General features: G+C 68.8%; 20 protein-coding genes. 9 read left to right on the top strand and 11 right to left on the bottom strand.

The window, feature by feature from the left end:
- Positions 1 to 8 precede the first annotated feature (8 nt).
- From ABIE65_RS02515 to ABIE65_RS02505, 3 genes are all read right to left on the bottom strand, one after another.
- Positions 9 to 2405, bottom strand: a complete 2397-nt coding sequence (locus ABIE65_RS02515; RefSeq protein ID WP_354075294.1) for a fimbria/pilus outer membrane usher protein — start codon at positions 2403 to 2405, stop codon at positions 9 to 11.
- Between the two features lie 90 nt (positions 2406 to 2495).
- Positions 2496 to 3230: a fimbria/pilus periplasmic chaperone gene (locus ABIE65_RS02510; protein ID WP_354075293.1), complete on the bottom strand. Its 735-nt coding sequence runs from the start codon at positions 3228 to 3230 to the stop codon at positions 2496 to 2498.
- Between the two features lie 218 nt (positions 3231 to 3448).
- Positions 3449 to 3952 carry a hypothetical protein gene (locus tag ABIE65_RS02505; protein ID WP_354075292.1) on the bottom strand — a complete coding sequence of 168 codons (504 nt, stop codon included), beginning with the start codon at positions 3950 to 3952 and terminating at the stop codon, positions 3449 to 3451.
- Positions 3953 to 4132: 180 nt separating this feature from the next.
- On the opposite strand from ABIE65_RS02505, the gene ABIE65_RS02500 reads away from it, so the two are divergent.
- From ABIE65_RS02500 to ABIE65_RS02475, 6 genes are all read left to right on the top strand, one after another.
- Complete coding sequence (locus ABIE65_RS02500) at positions 4133 to 4813, top strand: hypothetical protein (protein WP_354075291.1); 681 nt, start codon at positions 4133 to 4135, stop codon at positions 4811 to 4813.
- 51 nt (positions 4814 to 4864) lie between these two features.
- Positions 4865 to 5536 carry a response regulator transcription factor gene (locus tag ABIE65_RS02495; protein WP_354075289.1) on the top strand — a complete coding sequence of 224 codons (672 nt, stop codon included), beginning with the start codon at positions 4865 to 4867 and terminating at the stop codon, positions 5534 to 5536.
- Positions 5537 to 5572: 36 nt separating this feature from the next.
- Complete coding sequence (locus ABIE65_RS02490; RefSeq protein WP_354075287.1) at positions 5573 to 6262, top strand: DUF1294 domain-containing protein; 690 nt, start codon at positions 5573 to 5575, stop codon at positions 6260 to 6262.
- A 116-nt stretch (positions 6263 to 6378) separates the two neighbouring features.
- A complete protein-coding gene (locus ABIE65_RS02485) occupies positions 6379 to 6897 on the top strand; it encodes a (2Fe-2S)-binding protein (RefSeq protein WP_502918495.1) in 519 nt (172 codons plus the stop codon).
- Entirely contained in the window at positions 6894 to 7877 is a 984-nt protein-coding gene (locus ABIE65_RS02480; RefSeq protein WP_354075286.1) for an FAD binding domain-containing protein, read from the top strand. The genes ABIE65_RS02485 and ABIE65_RS02480 overlap by 4 nt, the downstream gene beginning before the upstream one ends.
- Positions 7874 to 10120, top strand: coding sequence for a xanthine dehydrogenase family protein molybdopterin-binding subunit (locus tag ABIE65_RS02475; protein ID WP_354075285.1), 2247 nt, complete (start codon positions 7874 to 7876; stop codon positions 10118 to 10120). Before ABIE65_RS02480 ends, ABIE65_RS02475 begins: the two co-directional genes overlap by 4 nt.
- Before the next feature lie 6 nt (positions 10121 to 10126).
- On the opposite strand, the gene phnE is transcribed toward ABIE65_RS02475, so the two are convergent.
- The 8 genes from phnE to ABIE65_RS02435 all read right to left on the bottom strand — a co-directional run bounded on the left by phnE (position 10127) and on the right by ABIE65_RS02435 (position 18357).
- Positions 10127 to 10951 (bottom strand): phosphonate ABC transporter, permease protein PhnE, encoded by an 825-nt coding sequence (gene phnE, locus ABIE65_RS02470; RefSeq protein WP_354075284.1) that lies wholly within the window; start codon positions 10949 to 10951, stop codon positions 10127 to 10129.
- A 172-nt stretch (positions 10952 to 11123) separates the two neighbouring features.
- The gene (gene phnD, locus ABIE65_RS02465) at positions 11124 to 12113 is read right to left on the bottom strand and encodes a phosphonate ABC transporter substrate-binding protein (RefSeq protein ID WP_354075283.1); all 990 of its coding nucleotides are present in this window, start codon (positions 12111 to 12113) and stop codon (positions 11124 to 11126) included.
- A 55-nt stretch (positions 12114 to 12168) separates the two neighbouring features.
- Positions 12169 to 13092, bottom strand: coding sequence for a phosphonate ABC transporter ATP-binding protein (phnC, locus tag ABIE65_RS02460; protein ID WP_354075282.1), 924 nt, complete (start codon positions 13090 to 13092; stop codon positions 12169 to 12171).
- Positions 13093 to 13222: 130 nt separating this feature from the next.
- Entirely contained in the window at positions 13223 to 14176 is a 954-nt protein-coding gene (locus tag ABIE65_RS02455) for a calcium/sodium antiporter (protein WP_354075281.1), read from the bottom strand.
- 100 nt (positions 14177 to 14276) lie between these two features.
- A complete protein-coding gene (locus ABIE65_RS02450) occupies positions 14277 to 15257 on the bottom strand; it encodes an MBL fold metallo-hydrolase (RefSeq protein ID WP_354075280.1) in 981 nt (326 codons plus the stop codon).
- A gap of 121 nt (positions 15258 to 15378) precedes the next feature.
- Complete coding sequence (locus ABIE65_RS02445) at positions 15379 to 16776, bottom strand: NAD(P)(+) transhydrogenase (Re/Si-specific) subunit beta (RefSeq protein ID WP_354075279.1); 1398 nt, start codon at positions 16774 to 16776, stop codon at positions 15379 to 15381.
- A gap of 7 nt (positions 16777 to 16783) precedes the next feature.
- Positions 16784 to 17203, bottom strand: coding sequence for an NAD(P) transhydrogenase subunit alpha part 2 (locus ABIE65_RS02440; RefSeq protein ID WP_354075278.1), 420 nt, complete (start codon positions 17201 to 17203; stop codon positions 16784 to 16786).
- Positions 17203 to 18357 (bottom strand): Re/Si-specific NAD(P)(+) transhydrogenase subunit alpha, encoded by a 1155-nt coding sequence (locus ABIE65_RS02435; protein WP_354075277.1) that lies wholly within the window; start codon positions 18355 to 18357, stop codon positions 17203 to 17205. Before ABIE65_RS02435 ends, ABIE65_RS02440 begins: the two co-directional genes overlap by 1 nt.
- 303 nt (positions 18358 to 18660) lie before the next feature.
- Here ABIE65_RS02435 and ABIE65_RS02430 point away from each other — a divergent pair, with 303 nt between their 5' ends.
- The 3 genes from ABIE65_RS02430 to ABIE65_RS02420 all read left to right on the top strand — a co-directional run bounded on the left by ABIE65_RS02430 (position 18661) and on the right by ABIE65_RS02420 (position 20496).
- Entirely contained in the window at positions 18661 to 18978 is a 318-nt protein-coding gene (locus ABIE65_RS02430; RefSeq protein ID WP_354075276.1) for a hypothetical protein, read from the top strand.
- Between the two features lie 115 nt (positions 18979 to 19093).
- The gene (locus ABIE65_RS02425; RefSeq protein ID WP_354075275.1) at positions 19094 to 20152 is read left to right on the top strand and encodes a catalase family peroxidase; all 1059 of its coding nucleotides are present in this window, start codon (positions 19094 to 19096) and stop codon (positions 20150 to 20152) included.
- Positions 20149 to 20496 (top strand): cupredoxin domain-containing protein, encoded by a 348-nt coding sequence (locus ABIE65_RS02420; protein ID WP_354075274.1) that lies wholly within the window; start codon positions 20149 to 20151, stop codon positions 20494 to 20496. The genes ABIE65_RS02425 and ABIE65_RS02420 overlap by 4 nt, the downstream gene beginning before the upstream one ends.
- Positions 20497 to 20500 lie beyond the last annotated feature (4 nt).

Below are 20500 nucleotides of genomic sequence, written 5' to 3'. Positions count from 1 at the left end.
GAGTCACCTCATCGCGCCACGGTTATCGTGCCGACTTCCACCAGGCCGCGCGCGTCGTCCGGCACGGTGATCTCGCCAATCGGCGCGGACCGGCCGCGCTGGAGGAGCGCATACCTGCCCGGCGCCAGCCTTTCCGCAACGAACCGCCCGGTGCGGTTCGTGAAGAATATGCCCGGTTCCGCTTCCGCGCCCTCGAGAGGCACGAGGTCTCCGGAAATCAGGGAGAGCGGGGCGCCCGCCCGATCCTCCAGGCGACCGATGACGGTGTTCGAGGCCGCGGTCCCGACCGTGTAGACATACCCGCTGCGCGCGCCGGGGAAGACCTCGAGCTTGCCGGACCCGATGTCGTAGCCGGTCGGAAGATCGGCAACGACGAGAGCGAACTCGTCGCGCTGGTAGGGCCGGCCGATGGCGGCCAGCGCAGGACCCAGCCAATCGGTCCGTGCGGTCTCGCCGCGGGAAAAGCGGTTCGTCACCGATACGTCGCTGTCGGCGATCGTCCTGTGCGGCGCCACGATGACGAATCCGCGGTCGGGATCGCGCCCGACGGCGACCTTGCCCCCGGAAAAACCGACGCCCGTGCGCACCCGGACCGTGGTCGTCTCGTCCTGGCGCGCACCGCCGATATCGTCGGAGATCAGGTCGTGCCGGAATTCGCCCTCGAAGCGATTGCCGATGTACCGGACCTCGCCAAGCGCCGTCGCCTGATCATTGTCGCGGGTGATGCTGACCCGTCCGCCGACCGCGTCCACCGTGTTCGGGAGGTTGCGTTCGAACTGCGTCGTGACGGCATCGCGCCGCGAATCGTAGCGCGCGCGGGCGGAATGGCGAAGGTCGAACCGATAACTCAGGCTCAGGAGGATGCGATCCTCCGTCTCGTCGTCGCCGAACAGCTCGCGGTGGTCGTACGTGACGAAGGCGCCGATGGGACCGAAGAAGCGCGATAGCGTGACGTTGAAGCTCAGCTCGTCCGCCTGATTGCCCCGGCTCTCGGTATAGCCCGCGCCGAAGGAGCCGTTCACCTCCCAGGGCAGCGGCAGGCGGTAACGCGCATTCACCGACCACGCGCGCGAATTGTTTGGATCCAGGTCGTCGAGGGTGGCGAAGTCCTTGCTCGTCGCGTCGAGGACGAGATCGAACTGATGGTCCGCCAGGAGTTCGCCGCTCGATCGCCAACGCCACAGGAGGCTTCCGGCATAGCCGAAGCCGCGCTCCTCCACCGTGCTGGCGGCGGTCTGCAGGCCGATCAGACCGAGGGGAGTGGAGACGACCGCTTCAGCGCCAAGCATGCCCTGCTTGGTGGATCCCTGCGTGTTCACGCCGAGGGTCAGCCCTTCGCTGACGCCCTGACGGTAGAAGCCGGTGAAGGCAGGAATGTCCTGATACTCGACGCCGAGCGACTCCCTCTCCTGGAGGGCGCCGGCGGTGAAGCCGAACTCGTCGATCCCGGATGCCAGCAGGTCTAGATCATAGAACACGGAGAAAGCCGCGATCTCCCGCCGGCCGGTTTCGTCCTCCACGACCAGCCTCACGTCGTTGAGGCCGTCAAAGAAGGGGAGGTCGCGCAGGTCGTAGCTTCCCGGCGCGAGGCGGAGGGTGCTGACGGTGGCGCCGTTCACTACCACCTCGACGATCGATTCGCGGTTCAGAACGAACCGCTGCCGACCCGAGGGACGGACGTTCTTGTAGGGCTGGATCTCGTCATAGAGGCGCTGCACCGATAGTCCGCCGATGGCCGCCGCGCCCTGCAAGCCCACGGTCAGCGGCAGGATGTCACCGGCGGCATAACGGATCGCCTCATCCCAATCGTCGTGGAACAGCGTGACGTTGCCGCGCTGCCACTGGTCATCCGCGTCCTCGTCGTAAAAGCCCTCGAAGCTGAGGTAGACGCCGTCGAAGCCGCCGACGTTCACGAAGCCAAGGGCGGAACCGAGAAAACCGTCGTACCCGGTTTCGCCGCCCAGCGACCTGTGGACATAGGTCTGTGCGGCGCCGAACGTCACACCGGCCGAGACGCCTGACGGGGGAACCGCCCCGGCGGGCGTCTGGTCTGCTGCACCATAGGCGGAGAGCGAGGTGAGGCGGCGGGCGTCTCCGGCGAGGGTCGCTCGCAACTCGATCGACTGGCGGTCGAAGCGGATGTCGAGGCCGGCGTCGCGCAGCGCCTGGGTGGACGCCCGTCCGTCCGGGCCCGCGGTCGCGGACAGACGCTCCAGGATCTCTGCATTGGCCAGCGGTTCGAGCAGCTGGCGAAGGCGCGCGGTCGCGACCTGTGCCTCGCCGTCGGGGGACAGGGCTGCAGCGATGTCCCCGACATACCGGCCGCCGACGAGCAGGGGAACGTTCAGTTCCACGACCCGTTGCGCGAGCAGGTCCGGCAGGTCGTTCGCGGCCTGTGCATGCAACGGAGCCGGCAGAACGAGAGCGCCAGCCAGAAGCGCGGCGCACAGCGCTGGGATCCGCGGCACTGTGGTGCGTCCACCCGTATCCAGCCGCTATTCCACCGGCCGCGACATGGCGGTCAAGCCACCCGCGGCGGCGAAACCTGCCGGTACCGGAAAGACGATTTCGCGGGTCTTGCCAGGCTGGATGAAGGAGATCCCGATGATCTCGATGAGATCGTTGTCCCTGAACGCGATCTCCTCGCCACGGCCGTTGCGGAGCACCCAGATCAGCGGTGTCATGTAGGCGTGCTTGTTACCGGCGTTCCGCAGGCGAACGGTGACCTGTTCGGCCCCGGGGCCAGCTACCGCCTCCACGATGGTCAATCCAGGTTCGGCTCCCGGCGGGACGACGTGCGCGGTGGTCGTGAAGTTGTAGACGACCTGGATGCCTTGGAAGTTAGTTTCGCCGATCTCGATCGGCAGCTGTGCCACGGTAATGGCGTACGTCGAGGATTCGGTAATGCTCTGGGGTCCGATATACTGCAGGCGGAACGCCTGGGTCTCGCCTGGCTGGACGACGGTCTGCGGCGGAAACACGATGAAGTCATCTTCCGCGGGAGTCCGCTGCTCCGTACCGTCCGGAGCGATCGAACGCCGGTTCACGAGGATCTCCAGCGTAATCGGCTGATCGTCGGTATTTTCGACACGGATGACTTGGGAGGTACCCGACCCGGAGGGCGCGAGTTCGTACACCATCGGGGCAACCCGGAAGGCACTGGCGTCAGTCGGAGCACAGAGCGCCGCAATCACGGCCATGCCGATCGCGCCGCCGAGTCTTCGAAACATCTCGTCTTGCCCCCGTGTCTGCGCAAATCGACAGGCGTCCCCGACCGAAAGGGGAGCTTGGGAAAAATTACTTAATAAAAGATATCCGCCTTGATCCGGCGGTGCAACACAGACGGGAAAGGGTGACTGCGCGCTCGCGCAGTCACCCTCGCCGTGCTCGCACTATGTGGCCGATCCGCTACAGGATACGGCGGTTCGGGCCGGTGGGCGAGACCGTATCAGTTCGCGGTGACCGCGATCGTCACGACGTCCGAATAGGTGCCGGCGTACACGTTGCCGGTCGGCTGCGGGACGACGACGCTGATGCCACCGGTCTGGCCGGAGATGAAGGCCGTGGAGCCGCTGACGTTCGTCACCTTCGGCGCCGTCAGCTGCTCGGCCGCGAAGCCGAGGCCGGAGCCGCCGCCGCTGCTCAGCTGATAGGCGACTTGGTTGGGGCCGGTGCCCGACGTGCCGGCGCGGAACATGTAGCCGCCGTTCTGCGAGCTGATGGTGCGGGTGAAGCCGCCCGCGCTGTTGCAGACATAGGTGACGGAGCCGAGGGTCTGCGAGGTGGCGATCGTCAGGTCCACCGCCTCGGTCGTGGCGAGGCTGTTGTTGTTGCCCTGGCACACCACCGGGATCTGTCCCTCGATGGTGAAGTTGAACGAGTTGTCCGCGCTCGCCTGAGCCGCGAAACCGCCGACGACCAAGGCCGCTGCCGTCGCAAGAATCTTCTTCATGTCTCTGCTCCCGTTCCGATCCCGATGCGGCCGCGGGTACCCCCCGGCCGCTGGATCGACAGTCGCAGGAATCGGATTTGCTAAAAATTCGGTTAAATACGTACGTATTTTGCGCTACATAGCATGTATGGAAGCATCTTCTGGTATGCAGTAGCTAACCAGAGGCTACGACAACCCGGGGTGAAAGTGACAGAAGGTAGGGGGAGCTGTTGCGCCGACATCCGTTCAAGTCAAGCGGATGTCGATGAATCGCCGTTTGCATTAATACGTTCTGATGAAGCCGGTGGCGTTGCTCTGAACGATCGGGCGTCCTGTCTGTTAGAGACCGAACTGGGTGCCGTGGCGGCGGAAGCAGCGGCGCGGCGGGTGGCAGAGGTGGTCCGCCACGTCCTGAACGACCTCGGCGGCCGCGCAAGTACTCCCGGCGGGGTTGTGCCCGTGATCGCGAACGTCGTCGTCGGCTCCGGCGCCGACGCTCTGCGCATCGTCGCCGTGGTCACCGCGACGGAGAGCCGGCGGGGCTCCGGATGGGTTGCGGCGATCGGTACGGAACGCGTCGGCCGTGCGCAGGCAATCCGGAGATCCGACCTGCTCGAGGTCGACCGTCTCCGATCCTCCGCCATGGCGGAGACCATCGATGCCGTGCTGCACCACGTCCGTCAGCCATCGACCGCGGCGCTGAACTTCCTATCCGCGGCCAGTGAGGCGGTGAAGCACGGCGCGCCGCAGCCGGAGGTCCTCGACCTGATCCGAAAGAGCGTCCGGAACGTTCAAGAACTCGTACGCGGGATTCAGTCGCTCGATGATCGCCTCGGCGTACGAAGTGACGCAGATCACAGCCGTGACGCCGCTAACAGTTGATAAATGATCATAGCATAAGCGTTTGCTCTGGCCTGTGCGAGTGGAGCGCGGATGAGATCCTTTCACCCTCTCGTTGCAATCGTGGACGACGATCCGAACGTTCGGGAATCGGTGGAGGCCCTTTTGCGGTCGCGCGGCACAATGAGCCGCACCTTCGGCTCCGGAGGGGCGTTGCTCGGCGCCCCGGATCTGCCGCTCTTCGCCTGCATCCTGCTCGACGTGAGGATGGACGAGATGGACGGATTCGACGTTCTCCGTGCCTACAGGCGCCGGGGCGGCGCCGCCCCCATCATTATGCTCACGGCGCAGCGTGATCTCGACAGTGCCGTAAAGGCGATTCGGGCCGGGGCGACCGATTTCCTGACCAAGCCCTATGATCCCGACGAACTCGTGCGCCGAATTGCGTCGGCATTGGACGGCAATGCAGGCACCCGGTCCGGCGATCGAACGGGAGAGATATCCGACCTTATCGATCGGGTCGGGCGGCTGACAGAGCGGGAGCACGAGGTGTTCGGCCTGCTGGTCGAAGGTCACTCCGCGAAGGCCGTCGCCACCATCCTCGGAATCAGCCCGCGCACGGTCGAGGTGCACCGGGCGCGGGTCATGGAGAAGATGGAGGCCCGCAATCTCGCGGGGTTGGTGCGGATGGGACTGGCGCTGCCCGAACACACCTTCGTCCGTCGCGATCCTCCGCCGCCGCGGTTCACGGCGCGCTGCGGGTGATCTCCATCTGGGGATGATCGACGCGGGACGAGGGGGATGACGCTGGAGGGCCGGCTGAAGAGCTGGGACGACGCGCGCGGTTTCGGGTTCATCGCGCCGTCGGGCGGTGGGGCGGATGTCTTCGTGCACATCTCGGCCTTCCCGCAGCGCACGGTCCGGCCGCAGGTGGGCGAGTGGCTGTGGTTCGAAGTCGAATCCGGTGAGCGCGGCAAGGTGCGGGCGCGGAACGTCGGACGCGTCGGCTCGACGCGCAGCCCTGCGAGGCGACCTGAGAGGGAGGCGGGGCGAAGGTCGAGGCACGCCGCGCCGCCGGAGCGGGCGGCGGAACGGCGCGCGGCACGGTCATCCGCGCCGCGTGTCGCGATGGATCCGGCGACGCTGCTGGTGATTCCGGTCTTCGCGATCCTCTACCTGCTCGTCACCGCCTTCTGGCCGGCGCCGGCGTGGCTGCCCGGCCTCTATGCCATCGCCAGCGTCGCGACGTTTGCGGTCTATGCCGCGGACAAGGCGGCGGCACGCGGCGGGAGGCGGCGGACGCCGGAGAGCATGCTCCACCTGCTGGCGTTCGTCGGCGGCTGGCCCGGTGCGCTGCTGGCGCAGGCGCTGCTGCGCCACAAGTCGGCCAAAGTGCCGTTCCGCGTCGCGTTCTGGTGCACCGTCGCCGGAAACGCGGCGGTCGCGCTCTTCCTGTGCTCGCCGCTCGGCGGGAGCATCGGAGGAGGCTGATGCGCCCGCTGCCTCGTGCGGCGGATGCTGCATCTGCGTCGTCGCGGGGAACGACCGGGGCGTTGCGTTGTTCCGCTCCCATCGCAGCCCAGCCCATCGAAGCCGAGGAGCAGCCCATGCCCGAGCCACGCGCAGCGGCCATACGAGAAGCCATCGACGTGACGCTGATGGTGAACGGAGCGGAGCACGCGCTGAGCTTCGACCCGCGCACCACCCTGCTCGACGCCCTGCGCGACCGGCTGCACCTGACCGGCACGAAGAAGGGCTGCAGCCTGGGCCAGTGCGGCGCCTGCACGGTGCTGGTCGACGGCGAGCGCATCGTCTCCTGCCTGACCCTCGCTGTCATGCAGGACGGGCGCGAGATCACCACCATCGAGGGCCTGGCGCCCGAGGGCGAACTGCATCCGGTGCAGGAGGCCTTCGTTGCGCACGACGGCTTCCAGTGCGGCTACTGCACGCCGGGACAGATCATGTCGGCCGTGGCGCTGATCGAGGAGGGGCACGCGGGTTCCGACGCGGAGATCCGCGAATGGATGAGCGGCAACCTCTGCCGCTGCGGCGCCTATACGAACATCGTCGACGCGGTGCGCGCGGCGGCGGCGAAGAGCGGTGCGGCCGCGGGAGGTCGCTCATGACGCCTTTCGCCTATGCCCCCGTTCGCGACGTGAACGCCGCCCTGGCGCAGGCTGGACAGGCGGCGAACGGCGCGTTCATCGCCGGCGGCACCGATCTGATCCAGCTGATGCAGGAGCGGGTGGCGGAACCGGACACGCTGCTGTTCATCGGCAACCTGCCCCTGCGCCGGATCGCAGCCGACCATGAGGGGCTGCATATCGGCGCGCTCGCCCGCTTGGCCGACGTCGCCGACGACGCGCTGGTGCGCGAGGAGGCGCCGCTGGTGGTCCACGCGCTGCTGGAGACGGCCTCGCCGCAGGTGCGCCGCATGGCGACGATCGGCGGCAACCTGCTGCAGCGCGCGCGCTGCCTCTATTTCCGCGACGCGACGACGCCCTGCAACAAGCGGCAGCCGGGTTCCGGCTGCGCGGCGCTGGGCGGCCAGAATCGGCTGAACGCCGTCCTGGGCGGCAGCGACCACTGTATCGCGGCGCATCCTTCCGACCTGGCGACGGCGCTGACGGCGCTGGACGCGAGCGTTGTGCTGGAGGGCGCCGGCGGCGAGCGCAGCGTGCCGATCGCCGATTTCTACCGTCTGCCCGGAGACCGGCCCGACCGCGAGACGGTGCTGAAGCCGGGCGAACTGATCACCGAGGTCAAGATCCCGACGGCACCGGCCGGGCGGCGGTCCTGCTTCCTGAAGGTCCGCGACCGTGCCAGCTTCGAATGGGCGCTGGCGGCCTGCGCCGTGGCGCTCGACCTGGAGGACGGCGTCGTCGCGGGGGCGCGCGTCGTCGCCGGGGGCGTCGCGACGGTGCCCTGGCGCCTGGAGCAGGTGGAGCGGGTGCTCGTCGGCCGGGCGCCGGACCGGGCGGCGGCCGAAGCCGCCGGAGCGCTCGCCGCGGAAGGTGCGGTCGGCCACGGTCACGACGACTTCAAGATCCCGCTGATCAGGAAGACGGTCACGCGGGCGCTGCTGCAGGCGGGAGGTGTGGCATGAACGCGACCATTCCGAACGCCAACAGCGTGATCGGGCAGCCGCTGAGCCGGGTCGACGGCCCCGACAAGGTGCGCGGCACCGCGCGCTATGCGGCGGAGTTCGACATTCCGGATTTGGCGCACGCCGCGCTGGTGCACAGTACCGTCGCCGCCGGCCGGATCGAGGCGATCGACACGGCGCGTGCCGTGGCCGCGCCGGGCGTGCTGTGCGTCGTCACGCACGAGAACGCGCCGCGCCTGCCCTACAAGGAGATGAAGACGCGGCCCCCGGTGGACCCGCAGTCGGGCGAGCAGCTGCACGTCTTCCAGGGGCCCGATATCCTGTTCAACGGCCAGCCCGTGGCGGTGGTCGTCGCGCGGACGCTGGAGCAGGCGGAGCATGCGGCCAGCCTGGTCGCGGTGACCTATGCCGCGAACGGGCAGGCGACCGATTTCGATGCTGCGGAGCCCGAGCGACCCGCCAAGGCGACGGAGGAGGGCGGCCGGCCGGCGGAGGCCGGGCGGGGGGACGCCGATGGTGCGCTCGCCAAGGCGCCGGTGTCGGTCGACGTGCGCTACAGCCAGCCGCGCGAGTTCCATGCCGCCATCGAGCCGCACGTCACCATCGCGGAGTGGGACGGCGACCGCCTGACCCTGCACGACAAGACTCAGTGGGTGAACAACGCGGCGAACGAGATCGCGCACGTCTTCGGCATGGGGAAGGACGCGGTGCGGGTCATCTCGCCCTTCGTCGGCGGCGCCTTCGGATCCGGACTGCGCACCTGGCCGCACGTCACCATCGCCGCGGTCGCGGCGCGTGCGGCGAACCGGCCGGTGCGGCTGGAACTGACCCGCCGCGAACTGTTCCAGTCGGTTGGCTTCCGGCCGCGCACCGACCAGCACCTGATGCTGGGTGCCGACCCGGACGGCCGCCTGCGCGCCCTGGTGCATGAAGCCTGCGGCGAGACCTCGGTCTACGAGGAATATGCCGAGACGACGGTGAAGCCGTCGCTCAGCACCTATGCCTGCGACGACGTGCGGACCAGCTACCGGCTGCGGCGGCTGAACACCAACACGCCGTGCCCAATGCGCGGGCCGGGCACCGTGACCGGCGTGTTCGGCCTGGAATGCGCGATGGACGAGTTGGCCGTGGCGCTGGCGATGGACCCGGTCGAACTCCGGCTGCGCAACCACGCCGACCGCGACCAGGCGAAGGGGCTGCCCTGGTCGAGCAAGGAGCTGAAGGCCTGCTACGCCACCGCGGCCGAGCGGTTCGGCTGGCACCGCCGCAGCCCGGCGCCGCGCTCGATGCGCGACGGCGACCTGCTGATCGGCTGGGGCATGGCGACCGCCGTCTATCACGCCAACCGTTCGGCCGCCTCGGCATCGGCGACGCTTCATCCCGACGGCAGCGTCGTCGTGCGGTCCGCCGCGTCCGACATGGGGCCGGGCACCTATACCTCGATGACCCAGGTCGCCGCCGATACGCTGGGCCTGCCGCCGGAGCGGATCCGCTTCGAACTGGGCGATACGGCGATGCCGTCGGCACCGGTGCACGGCGGGTCGATCACCATGGCCAGCGTCGGCAATGCGGTGGCGGCGGCCTGCCGGGCGTTGCAGGCCAAGCTCGGCGAGCTGGCGACCTGCGCGCGGCAGGGGCCGTTCGCCGGGGCGCCGATCGCCGACGTCGTCGCGCATGACGGCGGCATCGGGCGCCGCGAGCCGCCCTATCGCGTCGTCGCCTACGAGGCCCTGCTGAAGCAGCACAACCTGACGCACTTGGAGGCGACCGCGACCTCCGCGCCGGGCTCGGAGACCGATGACTACTCCAGCTCCGCCTTCGGTGCCGTCTTCGTCGAGGTGCAGGTCGACCCGGACCTGGGCACGGTGCGCGTGCCCCGCATGGTCGGCGCCTACGACGTGGGACGCGTCGTCAATCCGAAGGTGGCGCGCAGCCAGTGTCTCGGCGGTATGGTGCAGGGGCTCGGCATGGCGCTGCTGGAGCAGGGCGAGTGGGACCCGCGCTTCGGCAAGGTGATGAACGCGAACCTGGCGGAGTATCTGGTGCCGGTCTGCGCCGACGTGCGCGAGCTGGACGTGACGTTCGTGCCGGGCTCGGACACCAACTTCAACCCGCTGGGCGCCAAGGGACTGGCCGAGATCGCCATCTGCGGCGTCGCCCCGGCCATCGCCAATGCCGTCTTCCACGCCACCGGGCGCCGCATCCGCGACCTGCCGATCACGCCGGAGAAGCTGCTGCTCTGACGCCGGTCAGATGAACAGCTTGCGCAGGCGGCTGGAGATCACGTCGAGGATCGTCACCGAGGCGACGATGATGATGATCACGGCGCAGGTCTCGGCGAAGTAGAAGCCGCGGATCTGTTCCCACAGCACGACGCCGATGCCGCCGGCGCCGACCATGCCGACCACCGTCGCGGAGCGCACGTTCGACTCGAAGCGGTAGAGCGCGTAGGAGATCCAGAGCGGCATGACCTGCGGGATGATGCCGAAGGCGATCTCCTCCAGCGGATGGGCGCCGGTCGCGCGGATGCCCTCCACCGGCCGCGGATCGATCGCCTCGACGGCCTCGGAGAAGAGCTTGGCCAGCACGCCGGTGGTGTGGACGAAGAGCGCCAGCACGCCGGCGAACGGGCCCAGGCCGACCGCGACGACGAACAGCATGGCGAAGACGATCTCGTTGATGGCGCGTAGCGCGTCCATCAGGCGCCGTACCGGCTGGCGCAGCCAGACCGGCGCCACGTTCTCCGCCGACATCAGGCCGAACGGGATCGCCGCGATCACCGCCAGGATGGTGCCCCACACCGCGAGGTGGATGGTCGTCACCATCTCGGACACGTAGAAGCGCCACTGCGAGAAGTTCGGCGGGAAGAAGTCGCCGGCCAGCGTGACCATGTTGCCGGAGTCGCGGATGAGGTCGAGCGGCCGCATCTCGGCGCCCTGCCACGACCAGGCGAGGAAGGCGGCGAAGGCGGCCCACCCCAGCAGGGTCAGCGCGGAGCGCTTCGCGTCGCGCGGCGGCGGGGCCGGAATGGCGCCGGGCAGGTGGGGCGCGGTTGCGATCTGGGCGTGGGCCATGGGGGTATCCGTGCTGAGAGGGGCGCGCTGGCTGCCGGCCGTGCGGAAAGCCTCGCCCTTTGAGACAGGCCCTCGGCCTTCCTCAGGGCGAGGCTTTCCGACTGCGCCGTACGCTGGGCCCGCGTACCGAGGCGGCCGCGGAGCGGCCACCTCGGAGCGCGCGGTCAGGCGATCAGTTGGTCGCCATCTGCTTTTCGAGCGCGGCGAGCTGGGCGTCGATCTCCGCCATCTTCGCCTTCTTCTCGTCAGCGGCCATCGACTCGTCGGCCTGCAGCTTGGTCTTGGTGCGGAACAGCTCGAGCTGGCGGATCGGCAGGAGCTGGTTGTTGCTCGACTCCTTGAACGGCGCCCAGGCGAGGCCCGCCAGGACCTTCTTCTCCTCGGCGCTCTTCGTGCCGTAGTCGAGGAAGAAGCTCTTCAGCTCCTGCTTGTCGGCGTCGGGCAGGTCCTTGCGCCAGACGATCGGGTCGGACGGGATCAGCGGCGACTTCCAGACCACCTTGATCTGCTCGAACTTGTCGGGCTGGTTGATCTTCAGCCGGTCCATGCTCTCGGTGTTGTTGGTCGCGACGTCGACCTGCTTGTTGGCGACGGCCATCGCGTTGGTCTCGTGGTTGGCCGTGACCATGCGCTTGAACGCCTGCTTCGCATCGACATTGTTCACGGCGAAGACGTAGTAGGACGGCACCAGGAAGCCCGAGGTCGAGTTCGGATCGCCGTTGCCGAAGGTCAGGTCCTTGGCGTTCTTCAGCACGTCCTGGACCGAGTTGAGCTCCTTGTGGTCCTTGTGCGTGATCAGCAGCGACCAGTAGCCGGGCGAGCCGTCGGCGGCGACGGTCTGGACGAAGATCTCGCCGTTGGCGCGGTCGACGGCTTCCATCGCGGACTTGTTGCCGTACCACGCGATGTCGACCTTGCCGAAGCGCATCGCCTGGATGATGCCGGCATAGTCGGGCGCGAAGAACGCCTTAACCGGCACGCCGATCTGCTTCTCCATGTCCTTCAGGAACGGGTCCCAGACCGACTTCAGGTTCTGGCTGGATTCGGTCGAGATGATGCCGAAGTTCAGTTCCTTGACGGTCATCTCGGCGTTCGCCGGCGTCAGTGCGGCCAGTGCGGTGGTGCCGGCCAGGACGGCGGCCAGGGTCAGCTTGCGGATCATGCGGATATCCCCTCGTAGGTAGGCGGGCGTTGGATCGAAGTCGTGATCGGGTGGTTCAGACGGCCGCGCCGGCGAAGGCGCCGGTCGGACGGCGGCCGCGCGGCGGCGGCGGGCGCCGCTGGCCCTCCTGCACCTCGTCGTCGGTGATGTCGGCCAGTTCGGCGCCGTAGATGTCGGCCAGCATCTCCTGGCTCAGCGCGTCGGACGGGCCGTCGAAGACGATGCGGCCGGCCTTCAGCGCGATCGTGCGCGGGCAGTAGCGGCGGGCGTAGGACACCTGGTGCAGCGACACGACCACCGTGATGCCGTCGGCGCGGTTGATGTCGGCCAGCGTGTCCATGACCCGACGCGCCGATGCCGGATCGAGCGAGGCGATCGGCTCGTCGGCCAGGATGATCTCGGCGCGCTGCACCAGGGCGCGGGCGATCGCGGCACGCTGCTGCTGGCCGCCGGACAGGGTGGAGGCGCGCTGGAATGCGCATTCGGGAATGCCGACCCGGGCGAGCGCCGCCAGCGCCTGCCGCTGATCCTCGACCGGGAAGCGGCGCGGCAGGCTGCGCCACAACGGCATGCGGCCCAGTGTGCCAGTCAGCACATTGGTCAGAACCGACAGCCGCCCAACCAGGTTGAACTGCTGGAAGATGAAGCCGATGCGGCCGCGCATGCGGCGCGCGTCGCGCGCCATCCGGCCGTCCTGCTGCATGGGCGTGCCGAGCACGTGCACCGAACCGCCCTCCGTGCCGGCGTCGGCACCGGTGAGGCCGGAGAAATGGCGGAGAAGCGTGGACTTGCCGGAGCCGGAGGGGCCGATCAGGGCCACCATCTCGCCTGGCGCGATCCGCAGGCTGACGCCGTCGAGCGCGCGGCGTGCCGGCGTGAAACTCTTGGTCAGGCCGCGGACCTCGATGGCGGTGGGAGCACCGTCGTTCGAGAGGGGGCCCGCGGCGATCCGGGCGGCCGTGCTGTGGGCCGTCGTCATAGGCGCCTCGCATCCTGTGCAGATGCGGCTGCCTACCAGTGCGACGGTATCAGCTTCACGACGGTTGCGTGAAAGTAAGATGACGGCCGCGCGACGGTGCCGTCTGCCGCAGTCCTGGGCGAGGATTGCGTCAGGCGCCGGTTGCCAGCCACGCCACATAGCCGCCATACGCCAGCAGCAGCACGGCGCCCTCGCGGCGGCCGACGCGCCAGCCGGTGATGGCGAAGGCGATGACCAGGGCGGTGGCGGCGACCATCACCCAGAGGTCGAGGGCGGCGATCTCGGGCGGGAAGGTGAGGGGGGTGACGACGGCGGTGCCGCCGAGGATGCCCAGGATGTTGTAGATGTTGCTGCCGATGACGTTGCCGAGGGCCACGTCGGACTGGCCGCGCAGCGAGGCGACGACCGAGGTCATCAGTTCCGGGAGCGAGGTGCCGACGGCGACCAGGGTGAGGCCGACGATCGTCTCCGACACGCCAAAGTCGCGCGCCACGGTGACGGCACCCCCGACCAGCAGCTGTGCGCCGAAGACGATCAGCCCGAGGCCGCCGAGTGCGACGACGAGGCCGACCGGCAGGGAGAAGTGGGCCGGCTCGGCCGGATCGGCTTCGCGGGTGTGCAGGTCGGCGGAGGCGCTCCCGCCCGTCCGCTCGGCGAAATAGGTGCCGGCGATGTAGGCGATGAGCAGGCCGACGAGGACCAGCCCGCCGAAGCGGCCGAGGCCGCCGAGCAGGGCGATGGGGACGCAGACCAGCGTCGCCGCCGCCAGGACGGTACCGTCGCGGTAGAAGGCGCGCGGGTCGCAGGCGATCGGCCGGATGAGCGCCGCCGCACCGAGGATCAGCAGGACGTTGGCGATGTTGCTGCCGACGATGTTGCCGACGGCGATGCCGGGTGAACCCTTCAGCGCCGCCTCGATGCTGGTGACCAGTTCGGGCGTCGACGTGCCGAAGCCGACGAGGGTGAGGCCGATGACCAGCGGCGCGACACCGAGCCGGCGCGCTACCGAGACGGAGCCGCGGACGAGGGCCTCGCCGCCGGCCAGCAGGAGCACGAAGCCGCCGACGAGTTCGAGAAGGAGCATGAGGATCCGGGCCGGACTGCGGAAACGTCGCAGCGGGAAGTGGGGCGCCGGCCGGCGGCGTCAACCGCCGACCTTCACCTAGCGTGCCCGCCCGGCGACGTCACACCCGCAGCTGGTAGCTCGCCGGCAGCCAGCGATAGCCGTCGCCCGCCTTCTCGACGAAGCCGACGGCCGGGAAGGGCATGTGGTAGCCACTCGCCGGGATGCGGTCGGCGGCCAACATGTCGAGCACGCGCTTGCGCGTCGCGACCGCGGCGTCCTTGTCCATGTCGAAGCGGACGTGCCACTCCGGCTTCTGCAGCGACACCACGTAATGATTGGTGACGTCGGCGAAGATCATGAAGCGCTTGCCGTCGCTCTCGACGTGATAGCCCATCATGCCCGGCGTATGGCCGAAGGCGGCGACCGCACGGATGCCGGGCACGACCTCGCCGCCGTCCTTCAGGAAGGTCGTCTTCTCGGCGAGCGGCACGACGTTCGCCTGGACCAGCTTCGCCGTCCCCTCCGTGGCGCCACTGAGGCGGTCCGGCTTCGACCAGAAGTCGTATTCGGTCTCGCCGGTGACGATCCGTGCGTTCGGGAAGACCGGCTTGCCCTCGCGCATCAGCCCGCCGATGTGGTCGCCGTGCATGTGGGTGATCACCACGACGTCCACCTGCTCCGGCTTGTAGCCGGCGGAGGCCATGGCGGCGACGAGATTGGCGGCGGTCGGGCGGCGCGAATCCGGGTTGCCTGTGTCGAAGAGCACCAGCTCCTTGCCCGTGTTCACCAGGACCTGCGTGAAGCTGATCTCCATCTTGGTTGGCGGCAGGCGGTGTTCTGCCGCATAGGCCTGCACCGTCTCGGCGCTCTGGTCCATGCCGAAGATCGGGTGCGGGCCGTCGAGCTGCACATAGCCGTCGAGCAGGGTGGTGACCTCGAACGCGCCCAGCTTGAAGCGATAGTGGTCGGGGCGGGCAGCGCCCAGCATCGGTGCCGCGGCGTGCGCGAGGCCGCCCCGCAGGATGAACGGCGCCGCGATCGCGCCGCCGACCGTGGCGACGAGGGCGGTGCGGCGTGACAGGCGAAGACCCTTGGTCATGACAGCCTCCTTCGCTGGCGTGTGCGGCCGTTGCGCGGGCCGGCCCCGCGCGTCGCCGTCACCTTCTCGTCCTTCGTCCGGTCGCTGCCGGAACGACTGTTCGGCCGGACGCGGGGCGGGATCATCCCATCGCCCGGATGACATTCTCGCATACGGCCTTGGCATCGCCGAAGATCATCATCGTGTTGTCGTTGTAGAAGAGCGGGTTCTCCACACCCGCATAGCCCGACGCCATCGAGCGCTTCACGAACATGCACATGCGCGCCTTGTCGACGTCGATCACCGGCATGCCGAAGATCGGGCTGGACGGGTCGGTGCGCGCGGCCGGGTTGGTGATGTCGTTGGCGCCGATGACGAAGGCGACGTCGGTGTTCGGCAGGTCGCGGTTGATCGCCTCCATCTCGAAGACCTTGTCGTAGGAGACGTTCGCCTCGGCCAGCAGCACGTTCATGTGGCCCGGCATGCGGCCGGCGACCGGGTGGATGGCGTAGCGCACCTTCACCCCCTGCGCCTCCAGCAGATCGACCATCTCGCGCAGCGCGTGCTGCGCCTGGGCGACCGCCATGCCGTAGCCCGGGACGATGACGACGGAGCCGGCGTTCTTCAGCAGGAAGGCGGCGTCATCGGCATTGCCGGACTTCACCAGCCCGTGCGCGGCGCCCGCGCCCGCGCCCGCGGCGGCCTGCTCGCCGCCGAAGCCGCCCAGCATGACGCTGAGCAGCGAACGGTTCATCGCGGCGCACATGATGTAGGACAGGATGATGCCGGACGCGCCGACCAGGGCGCCGGTGACGATCATCAGCGGGTTGTTCAACGCGAAGCCGATACCGACCGAGGCCCAGCCCGACAGCGAGTTCAGCACGGCGATGACGACCGGCATGTCGGCGCCGCCGATCGGCAGCACGACCATGACGCCCCAGACCAGTGCCACGATGGTCACCGCCCAGAACAGCGACTCGCCGCCGAACCCGAGGAACAGGAAGCCAGCCATGACCAGGAACAGCGCGATGAAGCCGTTGACCGCACTCTGCGCCGGAAAGGTGATCGGTGTACCGGGCACCTTGCCCTCCAGCTTCGCCCAGGCGAGGACGGACCCGGTGAAGGTGATCGCGCCGATGACGGTCGACAGCATGATCTCGATCAGGTCGACCATCCCCATGGTGCCGCCGACGACCTCGATGCCGTAGAGCGACGGCGCGTGCATTGCGCCGCCGGCGATGAACACCGCCGCCAGCCCGACGAAGCTGTTGAACAGGGCGACCAGCTGCGGCAGCTGCGTGAATTTGGCGCGCAGTGAGATGAAGGCGCCGATCACGCCGCCGACGATGATGCCGGCGAAGACGAGGCCGTAGGTCGGCACCTCGGGCGTGGCCAGCGTGGCGACCACGGCGATGGTCATGCCGGCGACGCCGATCAGGTTGCCCATCCGCGCCGTCTCCGGCGACGACAGGCCGCGGATCGAGAAGATGAAGCAGATCGCCGCCAGCAGGTAGGCGTAGGACGCGATATCGCCGCTCATGTCTGCCTCACCGCTTGCGGAACTTCTGCAGCATCCGCTGCGTGATGATGTAGCCGCCGAAGATGTTGATCGACGCCAGGACCACGGCGATGAAGCCCATGATCTTCGAGGCGCCGAACAGTGCCGGTGCGGCCGCGACCATGGCGCCGACGATGACGATGCCGGAGATCGCGTTCGTGACCGACATCAGCGGCGCATGCAGCGCCGGCGTCACCTTCAGGACGACGTAGTAGCCGACGAAGGCGGCCAGCGCGAAGACCGTCAGGCCGAACAGCAGCGGGTCGGCGCCCGTGCTGTGGACGGCGGTCTGGCTGGTCCGGTTGGCGATGTCGAAGGCCTGCCCGGCCAACTGCTCCGCCTCCACGGCGAGCCGCCCCATCTTGCGGGCGAAGGTCGCCGCATCCTGGGCGATTGTGTCGGTAGCCATCAGGACGCCTCCTTCTGCGCCAGCACGGGATTGACGATGCGTCCGTCGCGGCAGACGAGCGTCGCCTTCAGGATCTCGTCGTCGCGGTCCGGCTCGAGCAGCCTGTGCTCGGTGTCGACCATCAGGGTGAGGAAGTTCACGAGGTTGCGGGCGTAGAGCGCGCTGGCGTCGGCGGCGACATGGCCGGCCAAGTTGGCATCGCCGACGATGGTGACGCCGTGTTTCACCACGGTCCTGCCGTTCTCGGACAGTTCGCAGTTGCCGCCCTGTTCGGCCGCCATGTCGATGATGACGGAGCCGGGCTTCATGTCGGCGACCATCTCGGCCGTCACCAGCACCGGCGCCGGCCGGCCGGGGATCAGCGCGGTGGTCACCACCACGTCGATGCGCTTCAGGTGCTCGTGCAGCTTGCCGGCCTGGCGCTGGCGGTAGTTGGCGCTCATCTCGCGGGCGTAGCCGGCGGTGGTCTCGGCCTGGTGCTTCTCGTCGGAGTCGACCTCGACGAAGGTGGCGCCCAGGCTCTCGACCTGTTCGCGCGCCGCCGGCCGCACGTCCATCGCCGAGACGATGGCGCCGAGGCGACGCGCCGTGGCGATCGCCTGCAGCCCGGCGACGCCGGCGCCCAGGATCAGCACGCGCGCCGGAGCGATCGTGCCCGCCGCCGTCACCATCATCGGGAAGGCGCGGCCGAAGAGGCGCGCACCCTCGATCACCGCCGCATAGCCGCCGAGGTTCGCCTGGGACGACAGCGCGTCCATGCCTTGGGCGCGGGTAATGCGCGGCATGAACTCCATCGTGAAGGCGGCGAGGCCGTGCTCGGCATAGGCGGCGATCCGCTCGTGCGCCTGCCACGGCGCCAGGAATCCGATCAGCACGGCACCGGGTCGCATGCGCCGGAACTCCCAGCCGTCGTCCTCCATCGCGGGCCCGCGCACGCGCAGCACCACGTCGGCCGCGCCCAGCGCCTCGGCGATGTCGCCGGTCAGCGTCGCCCCCGCCTCCTGCAGCGCCGCGTCCGGGAAGCCGGCACCGGCGCCGGCACCGGCCTCGACGATCACCTCGAAGCCCAGGTCGCGCAGACGCTTCACGGCATCCGGACTGCCGGCCATGCGCCGCTCCAGCAGGTCGCGCTCCTTCGGAATGACCAGCTTCATCGCCTGCTCCGCAGAAAAGGGCAGGGATAGTTGCACGAAGAACGGCCGGCCTCCAGTGGCGGACGGCGGCACTTCAATGCCGCCTCGTGCGTCGCTTCCGGGTTTCTGCAAGGACACGCCCCGCCAGCGCCTGGACGGAGCCGGACATTTTCGCCGGACATATTGTCCACGAGGCCGCCTACAGCTTTTGCGACTGTAAACTTGTTCGCTACCGATTTTCGGGGATAGTGGCGGTGTAGCCGGATGCCACAACAAAAGATGTCGCGCGAGGCCGGGACCTAGAACGGGGATCAGAAGGACACTATGCCAGACAGGCCTTCGGTAACATTCGCCGATGCGGAGATGTACCTCATCCGCGATGCGCAGAACTGGGCGAACGTGGTCATCGATGAGGACACCGGAACCTTCATGTCAATCGGCTCGGAGGGCGTCTTCGCGGCCTGCTGGCCGAGCGGGCCCAGTGCCGGGCTGAAGGCGACCCTGCGCGGCCTCGACTTCGAGCGATTTTGCGAGCGTTGCGGCTGCGACGCCGCGGACGCGCGGTCGGCGGCATTCTGGGACAGGATCTGGCCGCACGTGATCTCGGCGATGAACTGGGACGGGGTCCACGCCGAACACTGACCCGGCGCGCGCGCTTTACGCCGCATTAATCGTGTTCGCGCAGGCTATGGCGATCGCGCCGTAGTGGCGCCAGATCGCCGCCGAGCCGGTCTCCGTCATCCTTCGGGTCGCTTTCATGAGCCTGCCGTCCAAGCTCGCCGTACCCGCGGCATGCGGTGCCGCCGCCGTGATCGTGCGGCGTGCCGCGATCCTGGCGACACTGGTCGCGGCCCTTGCGGCCGTACCGGTGGCGGCCCAGGCGGCGCCGGCCTCGACGCCGGTGCGACTCGTCCACGCGTTCAACGATCTGTTCGGCGTCCACGAAGGCTATCGTGCCGTGCATGCCAAGGGCCTCGTATGCGAAGGGAGCTTCATCGCCTCGCCCGAAGCGCGCGCGGTCACGCGGGCGCCGCACATGCAGGGCGTTGAGGTCGCGGTCGTCTTCCGCTTCTCCGATTTCGCCGGGACGCCCGCCGTCGCCTCGGGCACCCCGCATGCGAGCCCGCGCGGGCTATCCCTCAAGTTCCTGCTGCCGGAGGGGTCGACCGACATCGTCGCCCACTCCTACGACGGCTTCCCCGCCGCGACGCCCGAGGCGTTCCTCGGTTTCCTGCAGGCGGCCGCTGCCAGCGGGCCGGACGTCGCCGCGCCGACCCCGCTCGATCGCTTCGCGGCGGCGCACCCGGCGGCCCGGCGCTTTCTCGATCATCCGAAGCCGATCCCGTCGAGCTATGCGGCGGAGGCCTTCTTCGGCGTGAACGCGTTCCGGTTCGAGAATGCCGAGGGGCGATCGGTCCATGGCCGCTACCGGATCGTGCCCGTCGGCGGCACCGACCATCTCGATCCGGCCGTGGCCGCCGCGCGCCCCGCGGACTTCCTGGCGGCGGAGTTGGTGGACCGGCTGGCACGAGGAGCGGCCCAGTTCCGGCTGATACTCCAGATCGCCGATCCGGGCGATCCGATCACCGACGGAACCATCCTCTGGCCGGAAGACCGTCGCCAGATCGATCTCGGCGCGCTGACGATCCGCCGGATCGCCGCCGACAACCCCGCGACGGAGCGGCGGCTGCTCTTCACGCCCCTGAACCTCGTCGACGGGATCGACACGTCCGGGGACCCGATGCTGACGGCCCGGTCGCGGGCCTACGCCAAGTCCTTTTCGATACGCGCCCCCGAAGAGCAGGCCGCCCAGTGACGATGCGCCGAAGCAGCCGCGCCTGGGTGCTCGCCGTCCTGCTCGCCGGGGGCTTAGCAGTCGGCGGCAGCGTGGCGCTGGCCGGTGCCACCTACCGCGTGTCGCAGAAGGGGCGCGCATTCGATCCGCCGCACCTGACGATCGCCCGCGGCGACACGGTCGCCGTCCAGAACGACGATGCCGGGCTGCTCCATCACGTCTACATCGAGGCGGACGGGTTCACGTTCGATTCCGGCGAGCAGAAGTCCGGCGAGATCGTCGCCGTGTCCTTTCCCAAGCGGGGGCGTTTCGATGTGCTGTGCGGCATCCATCCGAAGATGCGGCTGATCGTCGACGTCAGGTAGGCAA

This window comes from Constrictibacter sp. MBR-5, from assembly GCF_040549485.1.
GTDB lineage: Bacteria > Pseudomonadota > Alphaproteobacteria > JAJUGE01 > JAJUGE01 > Constrictibacter.
This window is presented reverse-complemented; position numbering and strand designations above follow the sequence as displayed.